The sequence below is a fragment of the Christensenella sp. KGMB01412 genome (assembly GCF_055522415.1).
On sequence record NZ_JBVFVW010000001.1, the window covers coordinates 362126 to 385081 of the forward strand.

Genomic DNA, 22956 nt, shown 5'->3' on the forward strand with positions numbered 1-22956 from the left:
CAACAAGTAAACGTAATTGGATAACAAAAAGACCTTCTCTCAAAAGGAGGTCTTTTTTAAAAGGAAAACGTATGCGATATATCCTGAAACAAAAGGAACAACTGAATACGCAGGAGAATGCTGTGAAAGAGTTGTGCGGTGCGCTCAAAATTTCGAAGATTACAGCAAGGCTTTTGTGTGCGCGCGGTATTTGTGATGTCGGGCAGGCGCGCGAATTTTTAAATCCGGACATCAGCCAGTTGAACGATCCATATTTGTTTCACGATATGCGCGATGCGGTCAGTACAATTAAGCATATGATTGCAACTGGCGGCAGAATATGCGTTTATGGAGATTACGACGCGGATGGTATTTCAGCAAGCGCGATTTTATACCAGACGTTGATTCAAATGGGCGCGAACGTAGAGGTGTTCCTTCCCAACAGGATGGAGCATGGATACGGACTATCGACGGAAAACATTAAAAACCTTACGGATATTTCACTGCTGATCACGGTGGATTGCGGCATCACCAATGTGGAAGAGATCGCCCTCGCGCACGAAATGGGAATGAAGACAATCGTTACCGACCATCACGAGTGCCCGCATGTGCTGCCAAGGGCTGATTACATCATCAACCCTAAAAATCCGAAGGAAAAGTATCCTTTTGATTCGTTGTGCGGCGCGGGAGTTGCGTTTAAGTTGTCTCAGGCGCTGATCGGCGATGATGCGCTTGGTATGATCGATATCGCAGCGCTTGCTACAATCGCGGATATCGTACCGCTTGTCGGTGAAAATCGTGTGATTGCATCGCTGGGGCTAAAACGTATCAACGAAGAGCCGAATCCGGGGATTGCCGCACTGATAAAACAGGCGTGTGCGAAGCGCGCGGGTGAAGTGGACGCACAGACTGTGTCGTTTGTTTTAGCACCGCGTATCAATGCTGCAGGGCGGATATCAACGGCAAGGATTGCCTTTGAGTTATTAACGGAAAAAGACGGGAATACGCTTGATCGGCTTGCTGAAGAGCTTTGCAGCCTGAATGCGGATCGGCAGCAGCGCCAGGAAAAGGTTGTGAGTGAGGCGCTCGGCATGCAGGAGGAAGAAGGCGACGAACAGGACTGGTTGATTCTTCTGTATCAAAAGGACTGGGATATTGGAATCGTAGGACTTGCGGCGTCCAAGGTATCGGAAAGATACACGAGGCCAACGATTTTGCTTGGCGAATCCGAACCGGGAGTCTATACCGGTTCTGCACGCAGTATCCCTGGGGTGAATATATATGAAGCCATGAGCTCGCAGGGAAAACTATTTGAAAAATTTGGCGGCCATGCCGGCGCGGCGGGGCTTACGCTTAAAGAAGAAAATTTACCGGTTTTGCGCCATCGGCTGAATGAATATATGAAGGAGCACTATAACGAAGAGGTTTTCCGGCCTTTAAAGACTTACGATCTCGAAATTGTTCCGGCAGATATTTCAAACTCACTCATTCGGGAATTTGATTGTTTAAGGCCGTTTGGTTTCAAGAACGAGCAGGTGGAGGTGCTGATTCGAAATGCCAGAGTCAGTGATATCCGTTCGATCGGCGAGGATAAGCACGCGAAATTTTTGCTTGGAAAAGGTGGCAAAAGTGTGAACGGCGTTATTTTTGGAACGCAGGCGGTGGATGTGCCGGAATGTGCTGACGCGGTGGGAACGCTTAACATCAATACATACGACAATAAACCACAGATGATCGTGAATACGTTTTCTTATCAGGAGACAGCAGGCGAGCTCGTCAGGACGATGAAAAAGCACCTGCTGGGCATAAAAAAGGCGAAACAGCAGGATATTGATACATACTTTATGGAACGAGACAGGCTGCTTCAGGTCTATGTGGTTTTAAAAGGAATCAGCGACCAGAAAATTTCTTTTGCGGACGAAGGAGCGATGACTGCTTTTCTGCAAAAGTATGTGCAGGGTATCACAATCCCCAATATTTGTTTTGCCTTGCTTGTTTTTGAGGAAATAAGTTTGCTAGATATCAAAAAAAATGATAGAATACACATTATGATACGCTCTGGAAAGCGTGATTTAAGCGAAAGCGGAACGTATCAAAAGTTTCTTTTAGGGAGAGCTCATAATGGACCTGAAATCTAAAATCAGAAATATCAACGATTTTCCGGAAAAAGGCGTTATATTTCGGGACATCACAACACTCATCAAGGATGCGGAAGCATTCGCGTATGTGACGGAAACAATGGCGGAACAGGTAAGCGGACAGGATATCGATATGATTGTGGTGCTTGATGCGCGCGGATTCCTGTTTGGAGCGCCGGTTGCGTATCTACTGAAAAAGGGCGTTGTACCTGTGCGTAAGAAGGATAAACTTCCGGCGGAAACTTATCAGGTGGAATACGCGCTTGAGTATGGCACAGGTAGTCTCGAAATGCACAAAGACGCATTGGAAAAAGGAATGCGCGTTGCTATTTTTGACGATTTGCTGGCTACAGGCGGCACTGCAAAGGCTGCGTGCGAGCTTGTGGAAAAGGCGGGAGCGCAGGTTGCGTCCCTTAATTTTGTAATTGAACTGAAGGATTTACGCGGACGGGAAAAACTCGAAGGTTATCAGCTTTTTTCTTTGTTGGAATATTAAGCGGGACAGGCAGGGGAGAATTGGGTGTCGGACTTTTATAAGGATTTTATCAGGCGGCATAAATTAGAATATGATCCTATGGTGGAAAAAGCGTTCCAGATGGCGGAGAAGGCGCATGAAGGCCAGCTGCGTCATTCCGGCGAGCCCTTTTTTACGCATCCTCTTGCGGTCGCGGATATTATTGCGGATCTGGGCCTCGACAACACCACGATTATTGCGGGCATCCTGCATGATTCGGTTGAGGATACCGTTATCACCAACGAGGACATTGCGCGCGAGTTCAATCCTGAGATTGTAAAGCTCGTTGACGGCGTGACAAAGCTCAAAAATTATGATTTTAAGACGCGCGAGGAACAGCAATGGGAGAGCTTACGCAAAATGTTCCTTGCCATGGCGTCGGATATTCGCGTGGTCATTATCAAGCTTGCCGACAGGCTGCACAATATGCGTACGCTCAAATACCAGTCGGAAAACAAACAGATTGAAAAAGCAACGGAAACGCTGGAAATATATGCGCCGCTTGCACACCGGCTTGGAATCAGCACGATTAAGTGGGAGTTAGAAGATTTATCTTTGAAATTCCTGCATCCGGACGAATATTTTGAGATTGCCAATAAGATTGCCTCGACGCGCGCAGAGCGTGAAAAGCAAATCAATTCCGTTATTGTAAAGCTTGAGGATAAGCTCTCGGAAATGAAAATCAAAGCGGAGATCGAAGGCCGCCCCAAACATATTTACAGCATCTATAAAAAGATGAAGGAAAAGCACAAGGTCTTTGAGGAGGTTTACGACCTGATTGCAATCAGGATCATCGTATCCAGCATCAAGGATTGTTACGGAGTTTTGGGAACGGTCCACACGATGTGGAAACCGATTCCCCTGCGTTTTAAAGATTATATTGCAGTACCCAAGCAGAATATGTATCAGTCGCTGCATACGACGTTGCTGGGTGAGGACGGAAAACCCTTTGAGGTACAGATTCGCACCTACAATATGCACCGTACGGCAGAATACGGTATCGCCGCACACTGGAAATATAAAGAAGGCGGCAAGGGCGACCAGATGGATTCCAAGCTGGCGTGGCTCAGGGAACTGATGGAGTGGCAGAACGACCTTAAGGATTCCAAGGAATTCATGGAAACCCTGAAGGTGAACATTTTTGCCGATACTGTTTTTGTGTTTACTCCAAAGGGCGACGTAAAAGATTTTGTGAATGGCGCTACGCCGCTTGATTTTGCGTACAGCATCCATAGTGCGATCGGAAACAAATGCGTTGGCGCGAAGGTAAACGGAAAGATTGTACCGCTTGATTATCAGCTGCAGACGGGCGATATCGTCGATATCATTACCTCTAATTCGGCTACGCCAAGCAGGGACTGGCTCAAATTTGTAAAAACAGCGCAGGCGCGCAGCAAGATCAAACAATGGTTTAAAAAGCAGCTGAAGGAAGAAAATATTGTAAAAGGCCGCGAAATGCTTGAAAAAGAAGCAAAGCGGCAGGGTTATGCGCTCCATGACCTGCTCAAGCCGGATTGGCTCTCTGTTTTATACAAACGGTTTACGCTCAATTCGCAGGATGATATGTTTGCCGCAGTCGGTTACGGCGCGATTTCGGTCAACCAGATTCTTTTAAAGCTGATCGAACAATATAAGATCGCGAATAATATCGACACGGGAACGGAAGAACTGAAAATTGTCAAACGCACGGGCAAAGGTTCGGAGGATGATATCAAAGTAAAAGGCAGCACAGGGCTTGCCGTGCGCTTTGCAAAGTGCTGTAATCCGGTGCCGGGGGATGATATCATTGGATATATCACGCGTGGGCGGGGTGTGTGCGTACACACAAAAGAATGTAAAAATTTACATGATGTTGATAAGGAACGCCTGATCGACGTTGCATGGGCCGGAGACCAGACGACCTCATATAATGTCGAAGTACAGATTGTCGCGGACGACAGGCCGGGCCTTATGGTAGAAATATCGCAGGCTATGTATAATACCGGCAGGGATATTACGGCAATCAACGCACATTCGGCAAAAAATGGCAGTGCGACGATCTCGTTGCGTTCGAATATTACGTCTGTGCAGGACTTAGGCGATCTGATAAACAAGTTGAAGAGCCTGAAAGGCGTGCATGAAGTATCGCGTGTGAATTATTGAGGGGCTGTAGATGAGAGCGGTTGTGCAGCGTGTGAAAAATGCGTCCGTATCGGTGGACGGCGACATTGTCGCAAAAATAGATGCAGGTATTGTGGTGCTTCTTGGCATCGCGCAGGACGATACGGTAAAGGATATGGAATATATTGCGGACAAGTGTGTCAATCTACGGATATTTGAGGATGGACAGGACGTAATGAACCTTTCTCTTAAGGATATCGGCGCGGAGCTGTTGCTTGTATCACAGTTTACGCTTTATGGGGACGCGCGAAAGGGAAGGCGCCCAAGCTATATCAAAGCCGCGCCGCCTGAGGATGCGCGGGATCTTTTTGAACAGTGCATTTATATATTCCGCGAACGGTGCGACAGGCTGCAGACCGGGACGTTTCAGGCTGATATGGACGTTGCGCTTGTAAACGACGGGCCTGTTACGATCCTGCTTGACAGCAGAAAAGAATTTTAGGACGGTAGCAATGAAAATTATAACGATAGTAACCGGTGGGTTACAGGAAAATGCTTATATTGCGTATGACGAGGCTACGAATAACGCAGTCATCATTGATCCCGGAGACGACAGCGCTGTAATATTGGAAAAAGTACGCGCTTTGGGGTTGCAGGTTCAATATATTCTCCTGACGCACGGGCATGCCGATCACATTGGCGGTGTGGATGAATTGAAGGAAGCGCTCAACTGTAAGGTTGCAATCCATGAAGACGATGCAGAAATGCTCAGGGTTCCCATGAAAAACCTGTCCTATTTTATGGGTAGCCCGGTCAGTTTATCTGCGGCGGATGTGGTGTTAAAGGACGGCGAAACGGTCGATGTGGATTCCATGCACTTTTTGGTACTGCATACGCCGGGACATTCCCAGGGCAGCGTATGCTATATAGCTGGCGATGTTATTTTTTCTGGTGATACGCTCTTTGCACAGTCGATTGGCAGGACGGATTTTCCGGACAGCAGTCCACAGGCGATGCAGGAATCCCTTGCAAGGCTTGCAGGACTTGAAGGAGATTATACAGTATATCCCGGGCACGGCGCAGCAACCACATTGCAACGGGAGAAAGCTTACAATCCTTTTATGAGGGAATAAAAAACATGTTTTCACTTTATACGGACACACCTGAATTTTTTCAGGATATCTGCGATGAGATCCGCTTGTTTTTGCCGGAGAGGCATATCCGGCAGTTGGATGACAAAAATGAAATGGATGCCGGCAAAATGCTTCGGCATTTTTTTTGGCATGACGAAGCGGGCTGGCATACAAGACTGGAATATTATATCGATGGCGTATTGGTGCGGGAAAAGGAAGCAAACCCTGTATTTGCAGACAAAAAAACAGGACAGGACATTGACATCAAACGCAATACGCTTCTGTCAAAAAAGATGAGAAAGCATCATGTGAAGCTGGCGGTTTATGAGCTTTTGCAGGAATATTACGAGCGGCATATGCCCTGGGGTTCGCTCACGGGGATACGTCCCACAAAACTCCTGCGCGAGCTTGCGGCTGCGGACGGCTTGGAGCAGGCGCGCAGGGTATTTCTCGACACCTATCATGTGTCGCCGGAAAAAACCGATCTGGCTGCGAGGATCACAAAAGTGCAGGAGCCTTTTTTTGCAGATGTGGCGGAAAACGACGTGGATATTTATGTGGGAATTCCATTTTGCGTGTCCCGGTGCAAATACTGTTCCTTTATTTCGCGGGACGTAAGGCAAAGCGAGCAGCTGCGGGACGTGTATTTGCAAAAGCTTTTTTATGAAATGGAGAAGATGCGCGGGACGCTGGGCAGCTACAGCGTGCGTACTGTTTATATCGGCGGCGGCACGCCGACGGCGCTCGGTGAAAGGGAACTGGAAGCATTGCTTTACAGGGTAAATACATTGTTTCCGCAGAAGCGTGAATTTACGGTGGAAGCAGGAAGGCCGGATACGATTACGCCGGAAAAGCTTGCGCTTTTACAGGAGGCGGGCGTAGAACGCATCAGTATCAATCCGCAGACGACAAAAGACGAAACCCTGGAGCTGATCGGCCGCAGGCATACGACTGCCGATTTTTTTCATGCGTTTGAATATGCAAAGGAAGCCGGCTTCAAAAGCATTAATACGGATATTATTCTGGGCTTGCCGAAGGAGGATATCCATGACCTCGAACATACGCTTTGCGACGTGATGCGTTTTGAACCGGGAAATGTGACGGTGCATACGCTTGCGCTGAAAAGATCCTCAGAGTTTGCGCTCGAACGGCAATCGGACCTGCCTTCCGCACAGGAAGCGGAAGAAATGGTGGATTTTGCACAAGAGTTTTTGCTGGCGCATGGATACGAGCCATATTATCTTTACCGGCAAAAATATATGAACGGAAACCTCGAAAATGTTGGTTTTGCAAAGCCCGGGAGGGAATGCGTTTATAATATCGATATCATGGAAGAAACCGTGAGTAACATGGCATTTGGAGCGGGCGGGATATCCAAACGGGTGTTTGGCGCGCAAAACCGTATTGAGCGGGCAGCAAATGTGAAGGATTTGAAGCATTATACCGAGCGGACGGATGAAATGGTCGCGCGGAAAAAGGAACTGTTTGGGCAAGGAAATTAACCGCTGCGTTTGTTGACAGGCAAACGTTTCATGGGTATAATAAACCTAATGGAAATACGATGATATGGAGAGTAACCGTATGCCTTACGCAAAAGAGAGCGGCCGTCGCGGCTGGAAGCGGCTGTGCGTTTAAGATACGGCGAAGAACACCATGGAGTTTCCGGTGCGAAAGCGTAAAGCCGGTAGTATCGGGCGCGGGCCGGCGTTATGGGCGAGAGTGGAGAATTTATTTTCTCAAAGTGGGTGGTACCGCGGATTTTTTGAAACTTCGTCCCTTGTTCAGGACGACGTTTTTTTATTTGAAAAGAATTATCGGAGGTAGAAGGAAGTGGCAATAAAAGCTCCAAAAGGCACAAAGGATGTTCTTCCACAGGAGAGCTATAAATGGCATTATATTGAGCAGCTGGTACGGCAGATTACGTCGCTTGCAGGATACCGGGAGATACGGACGCCGGTTTTTGAGCATACGGAGCTGTTTTTGCGCGGCGTAGGAGATACGACGGATATTGTCCAGAAGGAGATGTATACCTTCACGGATAAAGGAAACCGCTCTGTTACGCTGAAGCCGGAGGGGACGGCTGGTGTTGTGCGTGCTTTTATTGAAGGAGGCCTTCCGTCCAACCCACAGCCTACTAAAATGTATTATCTTTCCACGCCGGTGTTCCGCTACGAAAAGCCGCAGTCCGGAAGGCTGCGGGAGCACCACCAGTTTGGTGTGGAAGTGTTTGGCGCGCCGGACGCGAGCATAGACGCGGAAGTGATCAATATTGCGCTCACGCTTTTGGGTGAGGCAGGCCTTAAACAGCTTAAGCTTAATATAAACAGTATCGGCTGCGATCAGTGCAGGCCGCAGTATAACGCGCTTTTGAAGGACTATCTGAACAGCAATATCGATTCGCTCTGCGAAACCTGTAAAGACCGCGTGGAGCGCAATCCGTTGCGCGTACTCGATTGCAAAGAGGAAGGCTGCAGGGGCGTGATCGAAAAAGCGCCGCTGATGATCGACCACCTATGCGATGAATGCAGCGCGCATTTTGAAGAATTGAAAAAGTATCTTAGCGTACTTGGAATCGAATATAAGGTCAACCCGCTCATCGTACGGGGATTGGATTATTACACAAAAACAGTATTTGAGATCATATCGGACAGCATCGGCGCGCAGGGAACGGTGTGCGGAGGAGGACGTTATGACAAACTGATTAAGCAGGTTGGCGGCCCGGATATGGCGGGTATTGGCTTCGGACTTGGGATTGAGCGGCTTTTACTTGTAATGGAAAGCGAAGGAATAGAGATTCCAAAACCAGCGCTTACGGATGTGTTTATTGTTACGCACGGGGAACAGGCGAGGCTTACAGCGGCAGTATTGGTGCGCGATTTGCGCAATGCCGGAATCAAGGCCGATATGGATCACTGCGCGCGCAGTATCAAAGCGCAGTTTAAATATGCGGATAAAATCGGCGCGAAAACAGTAGGCGTGATCGGCGAAAGCGAAATGGAAAACGCAACGGTTGTCCTCAAAACAATGGAAACAGGCGAGGAACGCGTTGTACATCAAAAGGATATCAAGTTATATTTATAAATCAATTTTATATCATCGGGAGAAGAGTGAAATGGGAGAATTATTAGGCGATTGGAAAAGAACCGCGCTGTGCGCAGAGTTTACAAAAGACGACGTTGGCAGGGAAGTTACGCTTATGGGTTGGGCGGATACGCGCCGGGACCTTGGCGGGCTTGTATTCGTTGACCTGCGTGACCGTTCGGGAATTATGCAGGTTGTATTTGACGAATCGGTGTTTGAGGGCGATTTTGATAAAGTAGGGAGCATCCGCAGCGAATTTGTTCTTGCCGTAAAGGGTAAAATCATGGAGCGGTCCGAGGATACGGTCAATCCGAAAATCCCTACGGGCCTTATTGAAGTAAAGGTTCGCGAAATGAAGATACTCAGCAAGGCGGAAACGCCCCCGTTTGAGATCGAAGACGGCTCCAAGGTCCGTGAAGAGCTGCGGCTTAAATACCGCTTTCTTGACCTGCGCAGGCCGGATATGCAAAAGAATCTTATCCTGCGTAACAAAATAGCCAACTCAGCGCGTGCTTATCTTTCAGATAACGGATTCCTTGATATAGAAACGCCTATGCTGCAAAAGAGTACGCCGGAAGGCGCAAGGGACTATCTTGTACCGTCCCGTATTCATCCGGGCGCGTTTTATGCGTTGCCGCAGTCTCCGCAGCTTTTCAAACAAATATTGATGGTTTCCGGCTATGACAGATATTTCCAGATCACAAAATGCTTCCGCGACGAAGACCTGCGTGCCGACCGTCAGCCGGAATTCACGCAGATTGATACGGAAATGTCTTTTGTGGACGCGGACGATGTGATGACAATACACGAAGGGCTGATTCAAAAAGTATTTAAAGACGTGATGGATATCGATATCAAGCTGCCGCTGCGCCGCATTCCTTATCAGGAGGCAATGGACCGTTTTGGCAGCGATAAGCCGGACACGCGTTTTGGCATGGAGCTAAGGGATGTCAGCGATATTGTGGCAGGCAGCGAGTTCAAGGTGTTCAGCTCCGTTGTGAAAAATGGCGGGAGCGTACGGGCGATCAATGCAAAGGGATGTGCAAACATCCTCGCGCGTCGCGAGATAGACGCGTTGGTTGATTTTGTTAAAATTTATGGCGCAAAGGGTATGGCGTGGATATCTATCCGCGAGGACGGCCTGAATTCGCCAATCACAAAGTTTATGACGCAGGAGGAAATCGACGCAATCATGCAGCGCACAGACGGACAGGTAGGAGATATCCTGTTCTTTGTGGGTGATAAGAATTCTGTCGTGTATGATTCGCTTGGCGCTCTGCGTCTAAAGCTTGCTGAAAAGCTTGAGCTGGTCAAAGAGAATACATGGGATCTTTTGTGGGTAACGGAATTTCCGCTGTTTGAGTATAGCGAGGAAGAAAAACGATATGTCGCGAAGCACCACCCCTTCACGTCGCCCATGGATGAAGATATCGATAAGGTGGTAAGCGATCCGGCAAATGCACGGGCAAAGGCGTATGATATCGTATTGAACGGCAACGAGATCGGCGGGGGAAGCATCAGAATCCACAGCTCAGAGCTGCAGGAAAAAATGTTCGAAGCGCTGGGCTTCTCGAAAGAGGACGCATGGAACCGGTTTGGGTTCCTGCTTGAAGCGCTTAAATACGGAACGCCTCCGCATGGCGGGCTCGCATACGGCCTTGACCGCCTTGCAATGCTGATGGCAGGCGTGGATTCTATCCGTGACGTAATCGCATTCCCAAAAGTGCAGAATGCGTCGGATTTGATGTCAAAGGCACCTACGGAGGTTGATAAAAAACAGCTGCGGGAGTTGCATATCAAGGTGGATGAAGACTAAGATGGACGATTCCAGAACGGTTGCGCTGCTCGGAGCGAATGCGGCGGCGAAATTGAAGGATTCAGCTGTCGCTGTGTTTGGCGTAGGCGGTGTAGGTTCCTTCGCTGCGGAAGCGCTTGCCAGAGCGGGCGTGGGAACGCTTATTTTGGTCGATAATGACGTTGTAAAGCCTTCGAACTGCAACAGGCAGCTGGTTGCGCTTTCGTCTACAATCGGCAAGAAGAAAGTGGGCGTGATGAAGGAGCGTATCCTGGACATCAACCCGCAGGCAAACGTGGTGGCGTATGATGCGTTCTATGACGGGCAAACATCGGATGAACTGCTGTCGGGCCCGATCGATTTTGTGGTGGACGCGATCGACAGCCTGCGCTCCAAAGAGCTTTTGATTTTGGAGTGCAGCAGGCGGGGAATTGAAATCATTTCGTCTATGGGCGCGGGAAATAAACTATACCCGGAGCGTTTTTGCATTGTGGATTTGTTTGTGACAAAGTGTGATCCGATTGCAAAAATATTACGCAAAAGGCTTCGGGATGCGGGAATCGATAAGCTGCCCGTGGTTTGCTCCGATGAGCTTCCCCAGAAAACGCAGCTCGCTGAGGATGGAAAGCACGTGCCCGCCAGTATATCGTTTGTACCGCCCGTATGCGGGCTATTGATGGCCGGTTATGTGGTCAGGCGGATTATCGGGGTAGAGCAATGAAGGAATCGGGACTCGTTACAAAAATAGATGGCAATACGGCGTACGTGTTGTTTGAGCGGACTTCGGCATGTGCGAAGTGCGGCGCCTGCGGGATGATATCAGGCCAGAACGATATCACCGTCACGATGGAAAATGCGCTTCATGCGCGTGAGGGGGAACGTGTAGAGGTCCAATTTACAACTAAAAATGCACTGCAATCTTCGGCGATTGCTTATATTTTCCCGCTGATCATGCTGTTTATCGGCGTATGGCTTGGCTATGTGATCCCACAGGATATTTTCCCGGTAAAGGACGCTTTTGCGGCAATCCTTGGAATTGTATTTGCTGCGGTTGCGTTTGTAGTGCTCAGGCTTTTGAATCCTTACTTCAAGAAGAAGTTTGCGAATGTATACACCATGACAAAAATTGTGGAAGAAAGCGAGTAAATCCCTTTGTTTCTAAAAAGAATCGAACTAAACGGCTTCAAATCTTTTTGCAACAAAAAAGAGATTATTATTAATAAGGGAATCACGGGCGTCGTGGGACCAAATGGCAGCGGTAAAAGCAATATTGCGGATGCGCTGCGGTGGGTTTTGGGCGAGCAAAGCTCAAAGAACCTGCGTGGAACCAGTATGCAGGATGTGATTTTCAATGGAACGCAAACGCGCAGTAAAAAGGGATACTGCGAGGTTGCGCTTATTTTTGATAACTCTGATATGCGGATCAAATCAGAATATACGGAAATTTCTGTAAAACGGAAAATGTACCGTTCGGGCGAAAGCGAATATTCGATTAATAATACAGGTTGCCGGTTAAAGGATATTCTGGAATTGTTTCGTGATACCGGAATCGGCAAAGAAGGTTATTCCATCATCGGACAGGGCAAGATCGATGAGATTTTGAACAGCAAGGCGACCGCGCGCCGCAAGGTGTTTGAAGAGGCGGCAGGCATCATGAAATACAGGGTGCGCAAGGAGGAAGCGGAGAGGAATCTGCAAAAAACAAACGAGAATATTACGCGTATCGACGATATTATTTCCGAGCTTTCCGCACAGATAGAGCCCCTTGAGAAGCAGATGAACGAGGCGAAGGATTACCTGAACCTGCGGGACAGGCTAAAGGAGCTCGAAATCAATCTTTACCTGTACCAGTATGACCGCGCAGGGGAGAGAATCGCCAAAAATGAAGAGCAGATTAAAGAAAACGAGCAGGAATATCATGATATTACCGCGCAGATAAACGCAGAGGCAGCGCGTGTTTCTGAATGCAAAAGAAGTCTTCAGGCTCTGCAGCAGGAGATTGAGCAGCAAAATGCAATGTTAGCGGAGCAGATGAGCGAGCAGGAACGCCTAAAGGGGCTGCTGAATGTACTCGAGGAAAAGGAAAGCACGCATCTCGCTATTCTTCATGAAAATTCGCGAAAACGAGACGAATATGAAGAGGTTATCTCGGAAAATCAAAAAAAGGCCGAGGATTTGGGAAAACAGGTCAATGAAAAAAACAATGCGATCGACCAAAAATATGCTGAAATTCTGGAACTGAGAAAAAGAATAGAGGCTGTTACGGGCGAGTCGGGCGACGCGGCAGATGCGATTGACGATATCAAACGCGAGGTGGAAAGCGCCCGCAGCGTATTGCAGTCGATGAAGCTCGAGCAAAGCGAAAAAGAACTGCGCAGCGAAATGCTGACACAAAAAAGCAAAGCCACAGAAGAAGAGACCAAGAAACATAAGGAATATGTCAAAAAGCAGGCGGAGCAGGTGCAGACGCTGCTTGCTGAGACGAAACGCTATGACGATGAGGCTGCCAGGCTTCGTGAAACGATGAACGAGGCAGCGCAGGAAATGGCTGCGTCGCGCGCACAGGAAAAAGAGCTTGGAGCGCAGGCTGCCGCGGTTTCCAGGCGTATCAGCGAGGATGAGTCGCGTTTTAAGCTTCTGAGCGATATACGCGCGGAATACGAAGGATATTTTGACAGTGTAAAATCCTTGTTTAAGCAGGCAAAAAATGCACCGGAAATCAGGCGTAAAATAAAAGGCGTACTGGCAGAAGTGATTGACGTTCCCAAAAAATACGAGACGCCGATTGAAGTGATTTTGGGAAACGCCCTTCAAAATGTTGTTGTGGAAGAGGACACGGACGCAAAGGATATTATCGCCTTCCTCAGGAAAAATAACCTTGGACGCGTTACGTTTTTGCCGACAAAGGCTCTGAAAGTACGTCACCTGCAAAAAAATGAAAAAGAATTTTTGGCGATGGATGGCGTGGAGTGCGTTGCCAGCGAGGCCATCGATTGCGCAGAAGAAATACGGCCCGCGGTGGATTTTTTGCTCGGCAGGACGGTGATCGTCCGCGATATGGACAGCGCAATCAGGCTGATGAAAAAATCGGATTATGCGTTCCGTGCGGTCACAATGGACGGGGATTTTATCAAGCCGGGTGGCGTGATTACAGGCGGCAGCCTGAAAAACACGAAAACAGGGCTTCTTTCCAGGAAACGTATGGCGCAGGAGCTTGAGGAAAATATAGCGGAGAACCAGAAACGCTTTGAGAAGGTCGGGCGTGAGTTAAAAGCTTGCCAACAATCGGCCGAGCAGGCGCAAAAGAGACAGCAGGAAGCGTTAAACGAGCTTCGCGCACAGGAAATCAGGTCAGCGGAAATAAAGCAGCGCCTCGCATCGGCAAAGGAAGCGCTTGCAGATCAGGATACCATATCGGCAAAGCTGCAGGATGAGCTGAAAAACACGCAAAGCGAATTGGAAGCAATCAACATGCAGATCAAAACGCTCCTTGATGATGTGCAAAAAGCGGGGGAGGATTTTGAAGCGCTGCTTGCAAAGCAGGCCGAGGCAGAGCAACGCGCGGCAAAGAATGCGGCACAAACCTCTGAAACAAAGGATTTGCTGTCTGCAAAAGAGCTGGAGCAAACCGAGCTTAACAACCAGAAAAATATATTGCTGAGCGAGGCGGAGCACGTGCGTTTTGCAGCCGCGCAGGCAAAGCAAAGCTTAGAAGCGATGCAAAACCAAAATGAAACGCTTATGGTTGAGATGAAGCAGCTTACGCACCAGAAGGCGGAGCTTCGCGGGCAGCTTGACGAAGTATTGGATCGGGTGCGGCGTGCGGGCGACGAGTCAAAAGAGAAGCTGGAAATGCGCAATGCGCTTAACGGGCAGATTGCACAGGCGGAGCAAAAGGGTGAAGAGCTCACTGGCGGCAAGGAGCAGTTAATTGAGCTGAAGTACAAGTATATCGCCAACCGCGAGAAGCTGGAGCTTGCACGCGAGACATACCAGACAAAGCTGTGGGATGATTACGGCCTTACCTATGCAAATGCGCTTGAGTGGAAAAAGGAATTTCCTTATCAGGCATCTATGAAGGAGATAGATGGCATCAGGGAGCAAATCCGCGACATGGGCGCGGTGAATCCGAATGCAATCGAGGACTATACGCGCGTGCGCGAACGTTACGACAGTTTGCTTGTGCAGCGCGAAGACCTTGTAAAAGCAGGCGGAGATTTGCAGGTGGTGATCGACAACCTGTTGTCCGGTATGAAGGAAAGCTTCCGCGCGAAATTTGCACTGATCAACGAAAATTTCACCAATACGTTCAGGGACCTGTTTGGAGGCGGCCATGCGGAGCTTGTTCTGGAGGATGGGGATATCATGGAGTGCGGCGTAGAGATCATTGCGGAGCCGCCGGGCAAAAAGCTCCAGAATATTCAGCTTTTGTCAGGCGGAGAAAAGGCTCTTACGGCGATTGCTTTGCTTTTTGCGATGCTCAATATCAATCCTTCGCCGATCTGTCTGCTGGATGAGATCGACGCGCCGCTGGATGATGCGAATGTAATACGGTTCTCAGAATATCTGCAAACATTATCTGAGGATTTACAGTTTATTGTCATTACGCACAGAAAGCCCTCTATGGCGATCTGTGATACTTTATATGGGATTGCAATGCAGGAAAAGGGCGTTTCAGACATTGTATCCGTACAACTTTAACAGAAATGAGGCAGGAAAATGGGATTTTTTGACAAGCTAAAGGAACGAGTCAATAAGACAAGGGAAAATTTTTCAGCAAAAATAAATAATGTAATCAAGAATTTCAGGAAGGTTGACGAAGAATTTTTCGAAGAACTTGAAGAAGCGTTGATTTTGTCAGACATCGGTTATGCTACCACGGAAAAGATCGTAGAAACCCTGCGAGACCGCGTCAAAGAAAATAAGGTGGCGGATTCGGAGCAGATCAAGGATATGCTGGTAGAGATTCTTGCGGATTATATGGACGCGCCGCCGTTAGAGGTTAAAAAGCCAACCGTGATGCTGATTGTGGGCGTTAACGGCGTCGGCAAAACGACGGCGATCGGAAAGCTGTCCAATTATTATAACACCCAAGGTAAAAAAGTGCTTTTAGCTGCCGCAGACACCTTTCGTGCAGCCGCGGCGGAACAGCTCTCTATTTGGGGAGAACGTACGAATACGCGCGTAATCAAATATGCGGAGGGTGCGGATCCGGCGGCTGTGGTTTATGATGCGATCGACGCGGGAAAGCATGCCGATATTGATCTGCTGATTATCGATACGGCAGGGCGGCTGCACAACAAAAAAAATCTGATGAGCGAGCTTGAAAAGATCAATCGCGTGATCGACAAGGAATATGCGCAGGCGAACAGGGAGACATTTCTTGTGGTGGATGCGACGACAGGGCAGAATGCTATCTCCCAGACGGAGGTTTTCAATGAGAGCGTGAAGCTGACGGGGATTATCCTGACAAAACTTGACGGAACCGCAAAGGGCGGAGTTGTGTGCGCGGTCAAGGATATGACCGGCGTGCCTGTGCGCTTTATCGGTGTTGGCGAGGGCGTGGATGATTTGCAGCCATTTGATGCAAAAGAGTTTGCCAGGGCAATTCTGGAATAAAGCGAATCGGAGAACATAAAATGCAGGAGATTGTACCGCTCCGGTTTGGGACGGTGAATTGTTTTGGAATCATAGAAGATGGATCGGCAATCCTTGTGGATACCGGACCGGAGCCGATCCGTGAAAGACTGCTTGCAAGAATCAGCGGCTGGAATATCAGGTTGATTGCTTTGACGCACGGACATTTTGACCACAGTGCAAACGCGGCATTCCTGGCTGAAAAACTAAATGTTCCCATTGCGATCCACAAGGAAGATTACAGGCTTTCTCAGGATAACCGCCTCCGCAGCTTTGAATCGCGGGGGATAATTGGCGGTTTTATCAAAAGCTCGTCACTGCGGACAATCCATAAAATAAAGCTCGATCTGTTTGAGCCGGATTTTTTTCTGGAGGATGGGCAGGATTTATCTGAATACGGCGTGCATGTGCAGGTGATTGCGCTGCCTGGCCATACCGCAGGCTCTGTGGGATTTTTGTGCGGCGGCGCGCAGGCGTGTATTGTTGGCGATACGATGATGAATTTGTTCGGTGTAAGCGGCGCGCGTATTGCGGAGGATTACGGGCGGGCGGATAAAAGCCTTTTGCGCCTGAAGTCTTGCGAGGCGAAGCTTTTTTATCCGGGGCATGGGGCGGCAATCTCGATGGAAAAGCTGGACAGGCTGTAAAAATCAGGAAAACGGCTTGACAGAAGGGAAAAATCATGTATAATAAAACAGGTGTAAAGGTTACATACTTGACACCTGTTTTTTGAATCAGGACATAAGATGTACTGGAAGGAAAATGTGCATCTGTATCGGCGGGAATAAGATGAAGCATGAAAAAGATTTGAGTCTCAGTTTATATTATGATTTTTATGGCAGCTTCCTGACCGAAAAACAGGCGAAGATATTTGCCTTATATTATAATGACGATTACTCGCTTGCGGAAATTGCGCAGGAATTTGGAATATCCCGTCAGGGCGTGCTTGATACCTTAAAGCGCGCGCAGGCAAAGCTTATGGATATGGAAGAAAAACTTGGACTGGTAGAAAAGCAGCTCTCTGGGGAGAAATAAATGGCATTTGAAGGAATTGCGGAAAAATTACAAAATGTATTTAAAAAGCTGACATCGCGCGGCAAGCTTTCTGAAAGCGATATCAAAGCTGCAATGCGGGAGGTAAAGCTCGTATTGCTGGAGGCGGACGTTAACTTCCTTGTTGTGAAGAAGTTTATTAAGGAGCTTTCCGAAAAGGCTGTCGGTTCGCAGATTCTGGAAAGCCTTACGCCCGGACAACAGGTAATCAAACTCGTGCGCGACGAACTTACGGAGCTTCTGGGTGGCAGACAGGCGGAGATCAAGCTTGCGGGTTCACCCCCTACGGTAATCCTGATGATGGGCTTGCAGGGCGCGGGTAAGACGACATTTTGCGCAAAGCTTGCAGGGTATTACAAAAAGCAGAACAAGAAACCGCTTCTTGTGGCCTGTGACATTTATCGCCCTGCGGCGATCAAGCAGCTGCACGTGGTAGGCGAGCAGGTAGGCGTAGATGTGTTTGATATGGGACAGGATAACGCTTCCAGGATTTATAAGGAAGCGCTGAAACAGGCGACAAAGCTTGGTTGTGATATTGTGATTGTCGATACGGCGGGACGGCTGCATATTGACGATGAGATGATGAGCGAGCTTAAGGATTTGAAGCAGACGGCAAATCCGACGGAAACGCTGCTTGTGCTTGACGCAATGACAGGCCAGGACGCGGTAAACGCGGCGACGACCTTTAACGATAATATTGGAATCGACGGAGTAATCCTTACAAAAATCGACGGCGATACCCGAGGCGGTGCGGCAATGTCCGTGCGTGCGGTAACAGGAAAGCCGATCAAATTTGTGGGCGTGGGAGAAAAGCTGACGGACATCGAGCCGTTTTATCCGGAGCGTATGGCGTCGCGTATCCTTGGCATGGGCGATGTTATGACGCTGATTGAGAAGGCGGAAGCGTCGTTTGAAGAGAAGAAGGCTGCGGAGCTCCAGAAAAAGATATCAAAGGATCAGCTGAACCTTGAGGATTTCCTTGACCAGATGGAGCAGCTTCAGGATATGGGCTCCATGAGCGATATCCTCGCGATGATGCCGGGAGGTAATAAGCTCAAAGGCATGACGCTTGACGAAAAACAGCTTGAACGCACCAAGGCAATCGTGCGTTCCATGACCAGAGAAGAGCGCCAGAATCCACAGATTATAAATGGTTCGCGCCGCAAACGCATCTGCGCTGGCAGCGGTACCACGGTGCAGGAAGTAAACCGCCTGCTCAACCAGTTTGACCAGATGAAAAAGATGCTGCGCCAGTTCTCCGGAAAAGGCGGTAAGCGCAAGGGAATGTTCAAAATGCCGTTTTAACGGCAGTGGGAAAGTGAGTCGCCGTTTGATCGGTAATCAAATATTAAGTTGAATTTATTTTGGAGGTTATACTATGTCAGTAAAAATCAGATTAAAGAGAATGGGTTCCAAGAAAAGACCGTTTTACAGAATGGTTGTAGCAGATGAAAGAGCGCCGCGCGACGGCAGATACATTGAAGAGATCGGCTATTACAACCCGCTTACAAAGGACCTGAAACTCGATAATGAAAAGGCGCAAAGCTGGATCGGCAATGGTGCACAGCCTACGGATACTGCGCGCGCATTACTGAAAAAAAGCGGCGCAATCAACTAAAAAAGGGTGATTTGCAATGCGTGAATTAGTGGAATATATTGCCAGGAATCTGGTAGACGAGCCGGATGCGGTAAAGGTTAGCGAGCGTGAAGAAGAAAACGCTTATATCCTTGAGCTGACGGTTGCGCCGGACGATATGGGAAAGGTGATCGGTAAGCAGGGAAGGATCGCAAAAGCCATCCGTACCGTTGTGAAAGCCGCTACGACCAAAGCGTCCAAAAAGTATATTGTAGAAATCATATGACAGACTATTTCGAACTTGGCCGCATCCTGAAGCCGCAGGGCCTGAGGGGAGAAATTAAGCTGGATGCCTTTACGGACGACCTGTCACGGTTTTCATACCTGTCTCATGTCTTTTTCCTGTCGGAAGGAGACTATAAGCCAGTAGAGGTGGAAAGCGCACGCGTAGATGCGCGCTATGCTTACCTGAAGCTGAAAGGCTACGATGACAGGGATGCGGTGGAAGCGCTTCGTGGAAGCGTTTTGTACGTCGACCGTGCAAATGCGGCAAAGCTGCCCGAAGGGGCTTATTATATCTGCGACCTGATTGGCCTTAGCGTGTTGCTTACGGACGGTCAAGTGCTTGGCACCTTGAAGGATATTCTGCAAAACGGCGCGGCTGATGTGTATGTAGTGTATACGGAAGAACGCGGTGTTTGTATGTTTCCGGCAATTCCGGGCGTCGTAGTGGAAAAGGACGTAGATACGGGTGTGATACGCGTAGACGCGCAAAGGCTTGAAGAGGTTGCGGTATATGATATTTAATTGCCTGACAATCTTTCCCGAGATGTTTTTGGGGTTTCGCGGAACCAGCCTGTGCGAAAAAGCAATATCAAAACAGCTGATTGAGGTGAATACGGTCAATTTCCGTGACTTTACGGAAGATAAGCATAACCGTGTGGACGACTATCCGTTTGGCGGAGGCGCGGGAATGCTTTTGATGCCCCAGCCGCTTTTCAGTTGTTTCGAAGCGCTTGAGACAAAATATGCGCAGAAAAGAACGCGTAATATTTATATGAGCCCCGCAGGACAGACGCTTACGCAACAAAAAGCAGAGGAACTATCCGGGTTTGAGGTGGTTAATATTTTATGCGGGCACTACGAAGGCGTAGACCAGCGCGTGCTTGATCACCTGATAGATGAAGAAATTTCCATCGGGGATTATGTATTGACCGGTGGAGAGCTTCCTGCAATGGTACTGATGGATTGTGTGATGCGTTATGTACCGGGAGTGCTTTCCAACGACGAATCTGTCAGTGAGGAAAGCTTTAGCGAAGGGCTGCTCGAGTATCCGCAATATACGCGGCCGTCGTCCTTTCGCGGCATGGACGTGCCGGAAGTCCTGCTTTCAGGGCATCATAAGAATATTGCCGCATGGAACAGGGAAGAGGCCTTGAAAAAGACTTTTGAGCGCAGGCCGGACCTGCTGGAAAAAGCCGAGCTTACAAAGCAGGATAAAAAGTTGCTTTCTAAATTAAAAAACAATCTTGATATTTAAGTCAGGTTGTGATAGAATTTTAGTGTTTTGAATTAGGATGGTCCGCTGCCCGAATATGCGGGTAAGAACGTCTGTAGTGGAAGGAGGCTATTCAAAATGAACGATATCATTAAAGCGGTAGAAGCAGAACAGCTGAAATCTGATGTACCTAAGCTGAAAGTTGGCGACACTGTTAAGGTGTACGTAAAGGTTGTCGAGGGTACCAGAGAAAGATTACAGGCATTTGAAGGATATTTGATCGCGAAAAAAGGCGGCGGGTTGTCTGAGACGATCACGGTTCGCCGTGTATCCTATGGCATTGGAGTGGAAAGAACATTTCCGATCCATTCACCACGTGTTGATAAGATCGAAGTTCTTCGTCACGGCAGGGTTCGCAGAGCGAAATTGTTTTATCTGCGTGACAGAGTCGGTAAGGCAGCTAAAATCAGAGAAGCATAAAAGTCATAAGATGCGGGGGGCGGCAAGCGCCCCCTTTTTTTATATATGGCGCGGGCTTTGCCTGCTTGCAGGCGAACGTTCCAGCAGCGCCGTACAGGAAGGACGGTTGGAATGGATATTCAGTGGTATCCCGGGCACATGACAAAAGCGCGCAGGCAGCTGAAGGATAAATTGAAAATGGTCGATCTGGTGATCGAGGTGCTGGATGCACGTGCGCCCAAAAGCTCGCTGAATCCGGATTTTGACGACGTATTTTCAAACAAGACACGTTTTTATATCCTGAACAAGGCAGACCTTGCTGACGAAAATATCACCAAAAACTGGATTTCGTATTTCAGGGAAAAAGGGATCAGCGCGGTTTCCTTTTCCGCACTCAGGGGAAATACGCAGCAGTTGAAAAAGAGTATCATTGACTGCGCGGACGGCATTCTGCAAAGATACAGGGATAAAGGGATGAATAAAACGCTGCGCTGCATGGTAGCGGGTATTCCAAATGTAGGTAAATCTGCGATTTTAAACCGCCTGTCCGGCGAAAAAAAACTGAAAGAAGGCAACAAACCGGGGGTGACAAGGTCCCTGCAATGGGCGAAGATAGACCAGTATCTGGAAATCATGGATACGCCCGGCCTTCTCTGGCCAAAATTCAAGGATCAGAAGACAGGCGCTGTCGTTGCGCTTATTGGCAGCGTGAAGCTCGATATCCTCGACGAAGAATCACTCGCTTTTTACCTGATCGGGCTTTTGAAGGAGACGGCGCCGCGGCTTCTTGCCGAGCGCTATCAGCTCAGCAACCTTGACCGGAATGATTTTGAGATTCTGGAAGATATTTGTAAAGCGCGCGGTTTTCTGCTAAAGGGCGGCGTATATGATACGGAGCGCGGTGCGAAAACAATTCTCGACGAATTTAAAAATGGAAAGCTTGGAAGAATATCGCTGGAAAAGCCGGAGCGTTGCTGATATGGGAAAACGGGAAGAAGCACAAAAAGAAAAGCTTCATATCATGACGGAATATGAACGCGCGCATTGGGCAAACGGACAATTCCTGATTGCGGGCCTTGATGAAGCAGGCAGGGGCCCTCTTGCCGGCCCTGTGGTAGCCGCTTGCGTAATTATGCCAAAAGACGACCTGATTCTTGGCATCGACGATTCAAAAAAAATATCTGAAAAACGCAGGGAAGCGCTCTATGATATAATTATTGAAAAAGCGATTGATTATTCTGTCAGCGTAGTGGATAATAAGATCATAGATGAAATCAATATTTTAAATGCCGCGCGTATGGCGTTTGAAAAGGCGCTTAGTGGGCTGAAAACAGTACCGGATCACGTATATACAGACGCAATGGATATCAAAACGACTCTTCCGTACACCTCGTTGATCAAGGGAGATGCCAAGGTTTATACGATTGCGGCGGCCTCGATTTTGGCGAAGGTAACGAGGGATCGTATCATGCGTGAAATTGATAAAACTTATCCGCAATACCTGTTTGCAAAACACAAGGGATATGGAACAAAAGCGCATTACGATGCGATTCGTGAGTATGGGATACTCGATATCCACCGGAAGACGTTTTTAAAAAAGATATTAGGTGAATAATGGACAAGATGGCTGTAGGAAAGCAGGGCGAGGATTTCACCTGCGCATATCTTGTAAAAAACGGAAAAAAAATTCTTTGCAGGAATTATCGCGCAAAAAAAGGCGAGATCGATATCATTGTACGCGACGGCGATACGGTCGCTTTTGTGGAAGTCAAGACGCGATCCGGCTCCGCTTATGGAACGCCGGGTGAAGCGGTTACCTATCACAAGCAGCAAATGATCGTACAGACTGCGCGGTGGTATCTTGCGCAAAACAAGCTGTTTGATATGAATGCCAGATTCGATGTCGCGGAGGTCTATGTACGTACCGGTGGAATGCACATGAATTACATCGAAAATGCGTTTGGAATATAAGGAATATCAATCATAACAATAG

General features: G+C 48.4%; 22 protein-coding genes, 1 pseudogene and 1 other annotated feature. All 23 genes and pseudogenes read left to right on the plus strand.

What is annotated here, in order from left to right; all coding sequences use genetic code 11:
- Positions 1-71: 71 nt before the first annotated feature.
- The 23 genes and pseudogenes from recJ to ACS5WU_RS01865 all read left to right on the plus strand — a co-directional run bounded on the left by recJ (position 72) and on the right by ACS5WU_RS01865 (position 22934).
- Positions 72-2117, plus strand: a complete 2046-nt coding sequence (recJ, locus tag ACS5WU_RS01755; RefSeq protein WP_302761016.1) for a single-stranded-DNA-specific exonuclease RecJ — start codon at positions 72-74, stop codon at positions 2115-2117.
- A complete protein-coding gene (locus tag ACS5WU_RS01760) occupies positions 2101-2613 on the plus strand; it encodes an adenine phosphoribosyltransferase (RefSeq protein ID WP_320607180.1) in 513 nt (170 codons plus the stop codon). Before recJ ends, ACS5WU_RS01760 begins: the two co-directional genes overlap by 17 nt.
- A 24-nt stretch (positions 2614-2637) precedes the next feature.
- Positions 2638-4773, plus strand: a complete 2136-nt coding sequence (locus tag ACS5WU_RS01765) for a RelA/SpoT family protein (protein WP_330379283.1) — start codon at positions 2638-2640, stop codon at positions 4771-4773.
- A gap of 10 nt (positions 4774-4783) precedes the next feature.
- Positions 4784-5233: a D-aminoacyl-tRNA deacylase gene (gene dtd / locus ACS5WU_RS01770; protein ID WP_046444653.1), complete on the plus strand. Its 450-nt coding sequence runs from the start codon at positions 4784-4786 to the stop codon at positions 5231-5233.
- A 10-nt stretch (positions 5234-5243) separates the two neighbouring features.
- On the plus strand, positions 5244-5864 hold the full coding sequence (locus tag ACS5WU_RS01775; protein WP_302761091.1) for an MBL fold metallo-hydrolase: 621 nt from the start codon (positions 5244-5246) through the stop codon (positions 5862-5864).
- Between the two features lie 95 nt (positions 5865-5959).
- Positions 5960-7366, plus strand: coding sequence for a coproporphyrinogen dehydrogenase HemZ (gene hemZ, locus ACS5WU_RS01780; protein ID WP_465088902.1), 1407 nt, complete (start codon positions 5960-5962; stop codon positions 7364-7366).
- A gap of 50 nt (positions 7367-7416) precedes the next feature.
- Positions 7417-7645: a binding site (T-box leader), on the plus strand.
- Between the two features lie 49 nt (positions 7646-7694).
- Complete coding sequence (gene hisS, locus ACS5WU_RS01785) at positions 7695-8945, plus strand: histidine--tRNA ligase (RefSeq protein ID WP_046444656.1); 1251 nt, start codon at positions 7695-7697, stop codon at positions 8943-8945.
- A gap of 31 nt (positions 8946-8976) precedes the next feature.
- A complete protein-coding gene (aspS, locus tag ACS5WU_RS01790; protein ID WP_046444657.1) occupies positions 8977-10761 on the plus strand; it encodes an aspartate--tRNA ligase in 1785 nt (594 codons plus the stop codon).
- A complete protein-coding gene (locus ACS5WU_RS01795; RefSeq protein ID WP_465088903.1) occupies positions 10751-11461 on the plus strand; it encodes a tRNA threonylcarbamoyladenosine dehydratase in 711 nt (236 codons plus the stop codon). The genes aspS and ACS5WU_RS01795 overlap by 11 nt, the downstream gene beginning before the upstream one ends.
- Positions 11458-11886, plus strand: a complete 429-nt coding sequence (locus tag ACS5WU_RS01800; protein ID WP_059108608.1) for a SoxR reducing system RseC family protein — start codon at positions 11458-11460, stop codon at positions 11884-11886. The genes ACS5WU_RS01795 and ACS5WU_RS01800 overlap by 4 nt, the downstream gene beginning before the upstream one ends.
- Positions 11887-11892: 6 nt before the next feature.
- Complete coding sequence (gene smc / locus ACS5WU_RS01805; RefSeq protein ID WP_465088904.1) at positions 11893-15441, plus strand: chromosome segregation protein SMC; 3549 nt, start codon at positions 11893-11895, stop codon at positions 15439-15441.
- 18 nt (positions 15442-15459) lie between these two features.
- A complete protein-coding gene (gene ftsY / locus ACS5WU_RS01810; protein WP_046444661.1) occupies positions 15460-16359 on the plus strand; it encodes a signal recognition particle-docking protein FtsY in 900 nt (299 codons plus the stop codon).
- 20 nt (positions 16360-16379) lie between these two features.
- A complete protein-coding gene (locus ACS5WU_RS01815; protein WP_465088905.1) occupies positions 16380-17024 on the plus strand; it encodes an MBL fold metallo-hydrolase in 645 nt (214 codons plus the stop codon).
- Between the two features lie 142 nt (positions 17025-17166).
- Positions 17167-17391: pseudogene (ylxM, locus tag ACS5WU_RS01820) on the plus strand (YlxM family DNA-binding protein); the annotation flags it as partial.
- Between the two features lie 21 nt (positions 17392-17412).
- Complete coding sequence (ffh, locus tag ACS5WU_RS01825; RefSeq protein WP_302762049.1) at positions 17413-18735, plus strand: signal recognition particle protein; 1323 nt, start codon at positions 17413-17415, stop codon at positions 18733-18735.
- Positions 18736-18808: 73 nt separating this feature from the next.
- A complete protein-coding gene (rpsP, locus tag ACS5WU_RS01830; protein ID WP_046444663.1) occupies positions 18809-19048 on the plus strand; it encodes a 30S ribosomal protein S16 in 240 nt (79 codons plus the stop codon).
- A gap of 16 nt (positions 19049-19064) precedes the next feature.
- The gene (locus ACS5WU_RS01835; protein WP_046444664.1) at positions 19065-19292 is read left to right on the plus strand and encodes a KH domain-containing protein; all 228 of its coding nucleotides are present in this window, start codon (positions 19065-19067) and stop codon (positions 19290-19292) included.
- Entirely contained in the window at positions 19289-19813 is a 525-nt protein-coding gene (gene rimM / locus ACS5WU_RS01840) for a ribosome maturation factor RimM (protein WP_302762052.1), read from the plus strand. The genes ACS5WU_RS01835 and rimM overlap by 4 nt, the downstream gene beginning before the upstream one ends.
- Positions 19803-20546, plus strand: coding sequence for a tRNA (guanosine(37)-N1)-methyltransferase TrmD (gene trmD / locus ACS5WU_RS01845; RefSeq protein ID WP_046444666.1), 744 nt, complete (start codon positions 19803-19805; stop codon positions 20544-20546). Before rimM ends, trmD begins: the two co-directional genes overlap by 11 nt.
- A gap of 96 nt (positions 20547-20642) precedes the next feature.
- Positions 20643-20984 carry a 50S ribosomal protein L19 gene (gene rplS, locus ACS5WU_RS01850; RefSeq protein ID WP_046444667.1) on the plus strand — a complete coding sequence of 114 codons (342 nt, stop codon included), beginning with the start codon at positions 20643-20645 and terminating at the stop codon, positions 20982-20984.
- 111 nt (positions 20985-21095) lie between these two features.
- Positions 21096-21941, plus strand: coding sequence for a ribosome biogenesis GTPase YlqF (ylqF, locus tag ACS5WU_RS01855; protein WP_302762056.1), 846 nt, complete (start codon positions 21096-21098; stop codon positions 21939-21941).
- A 1-nt stretch (position 21942) separates the two neighbouring features.
- A complete protein-coding gene (locus ACS5WU_RS01860; protein ID WP_059108613.1) occupies positions 21943-22578 on the plus strand; it encodes a ribonuclease HII in 636 nt (211 codons plus the stop codon).
- Between the two features lie 8 nt (positions 22579-22586).
- Entirely contained in the window at positions 22587-22934 is a 348-nt protein-coding gene (locus tag ACS5WU_RS01865; protein ID WP_465088906.1) for a YraN family protein, read from the plus strand.
- Positions 22935-22956: the final 22 nt, after the last annotated feature.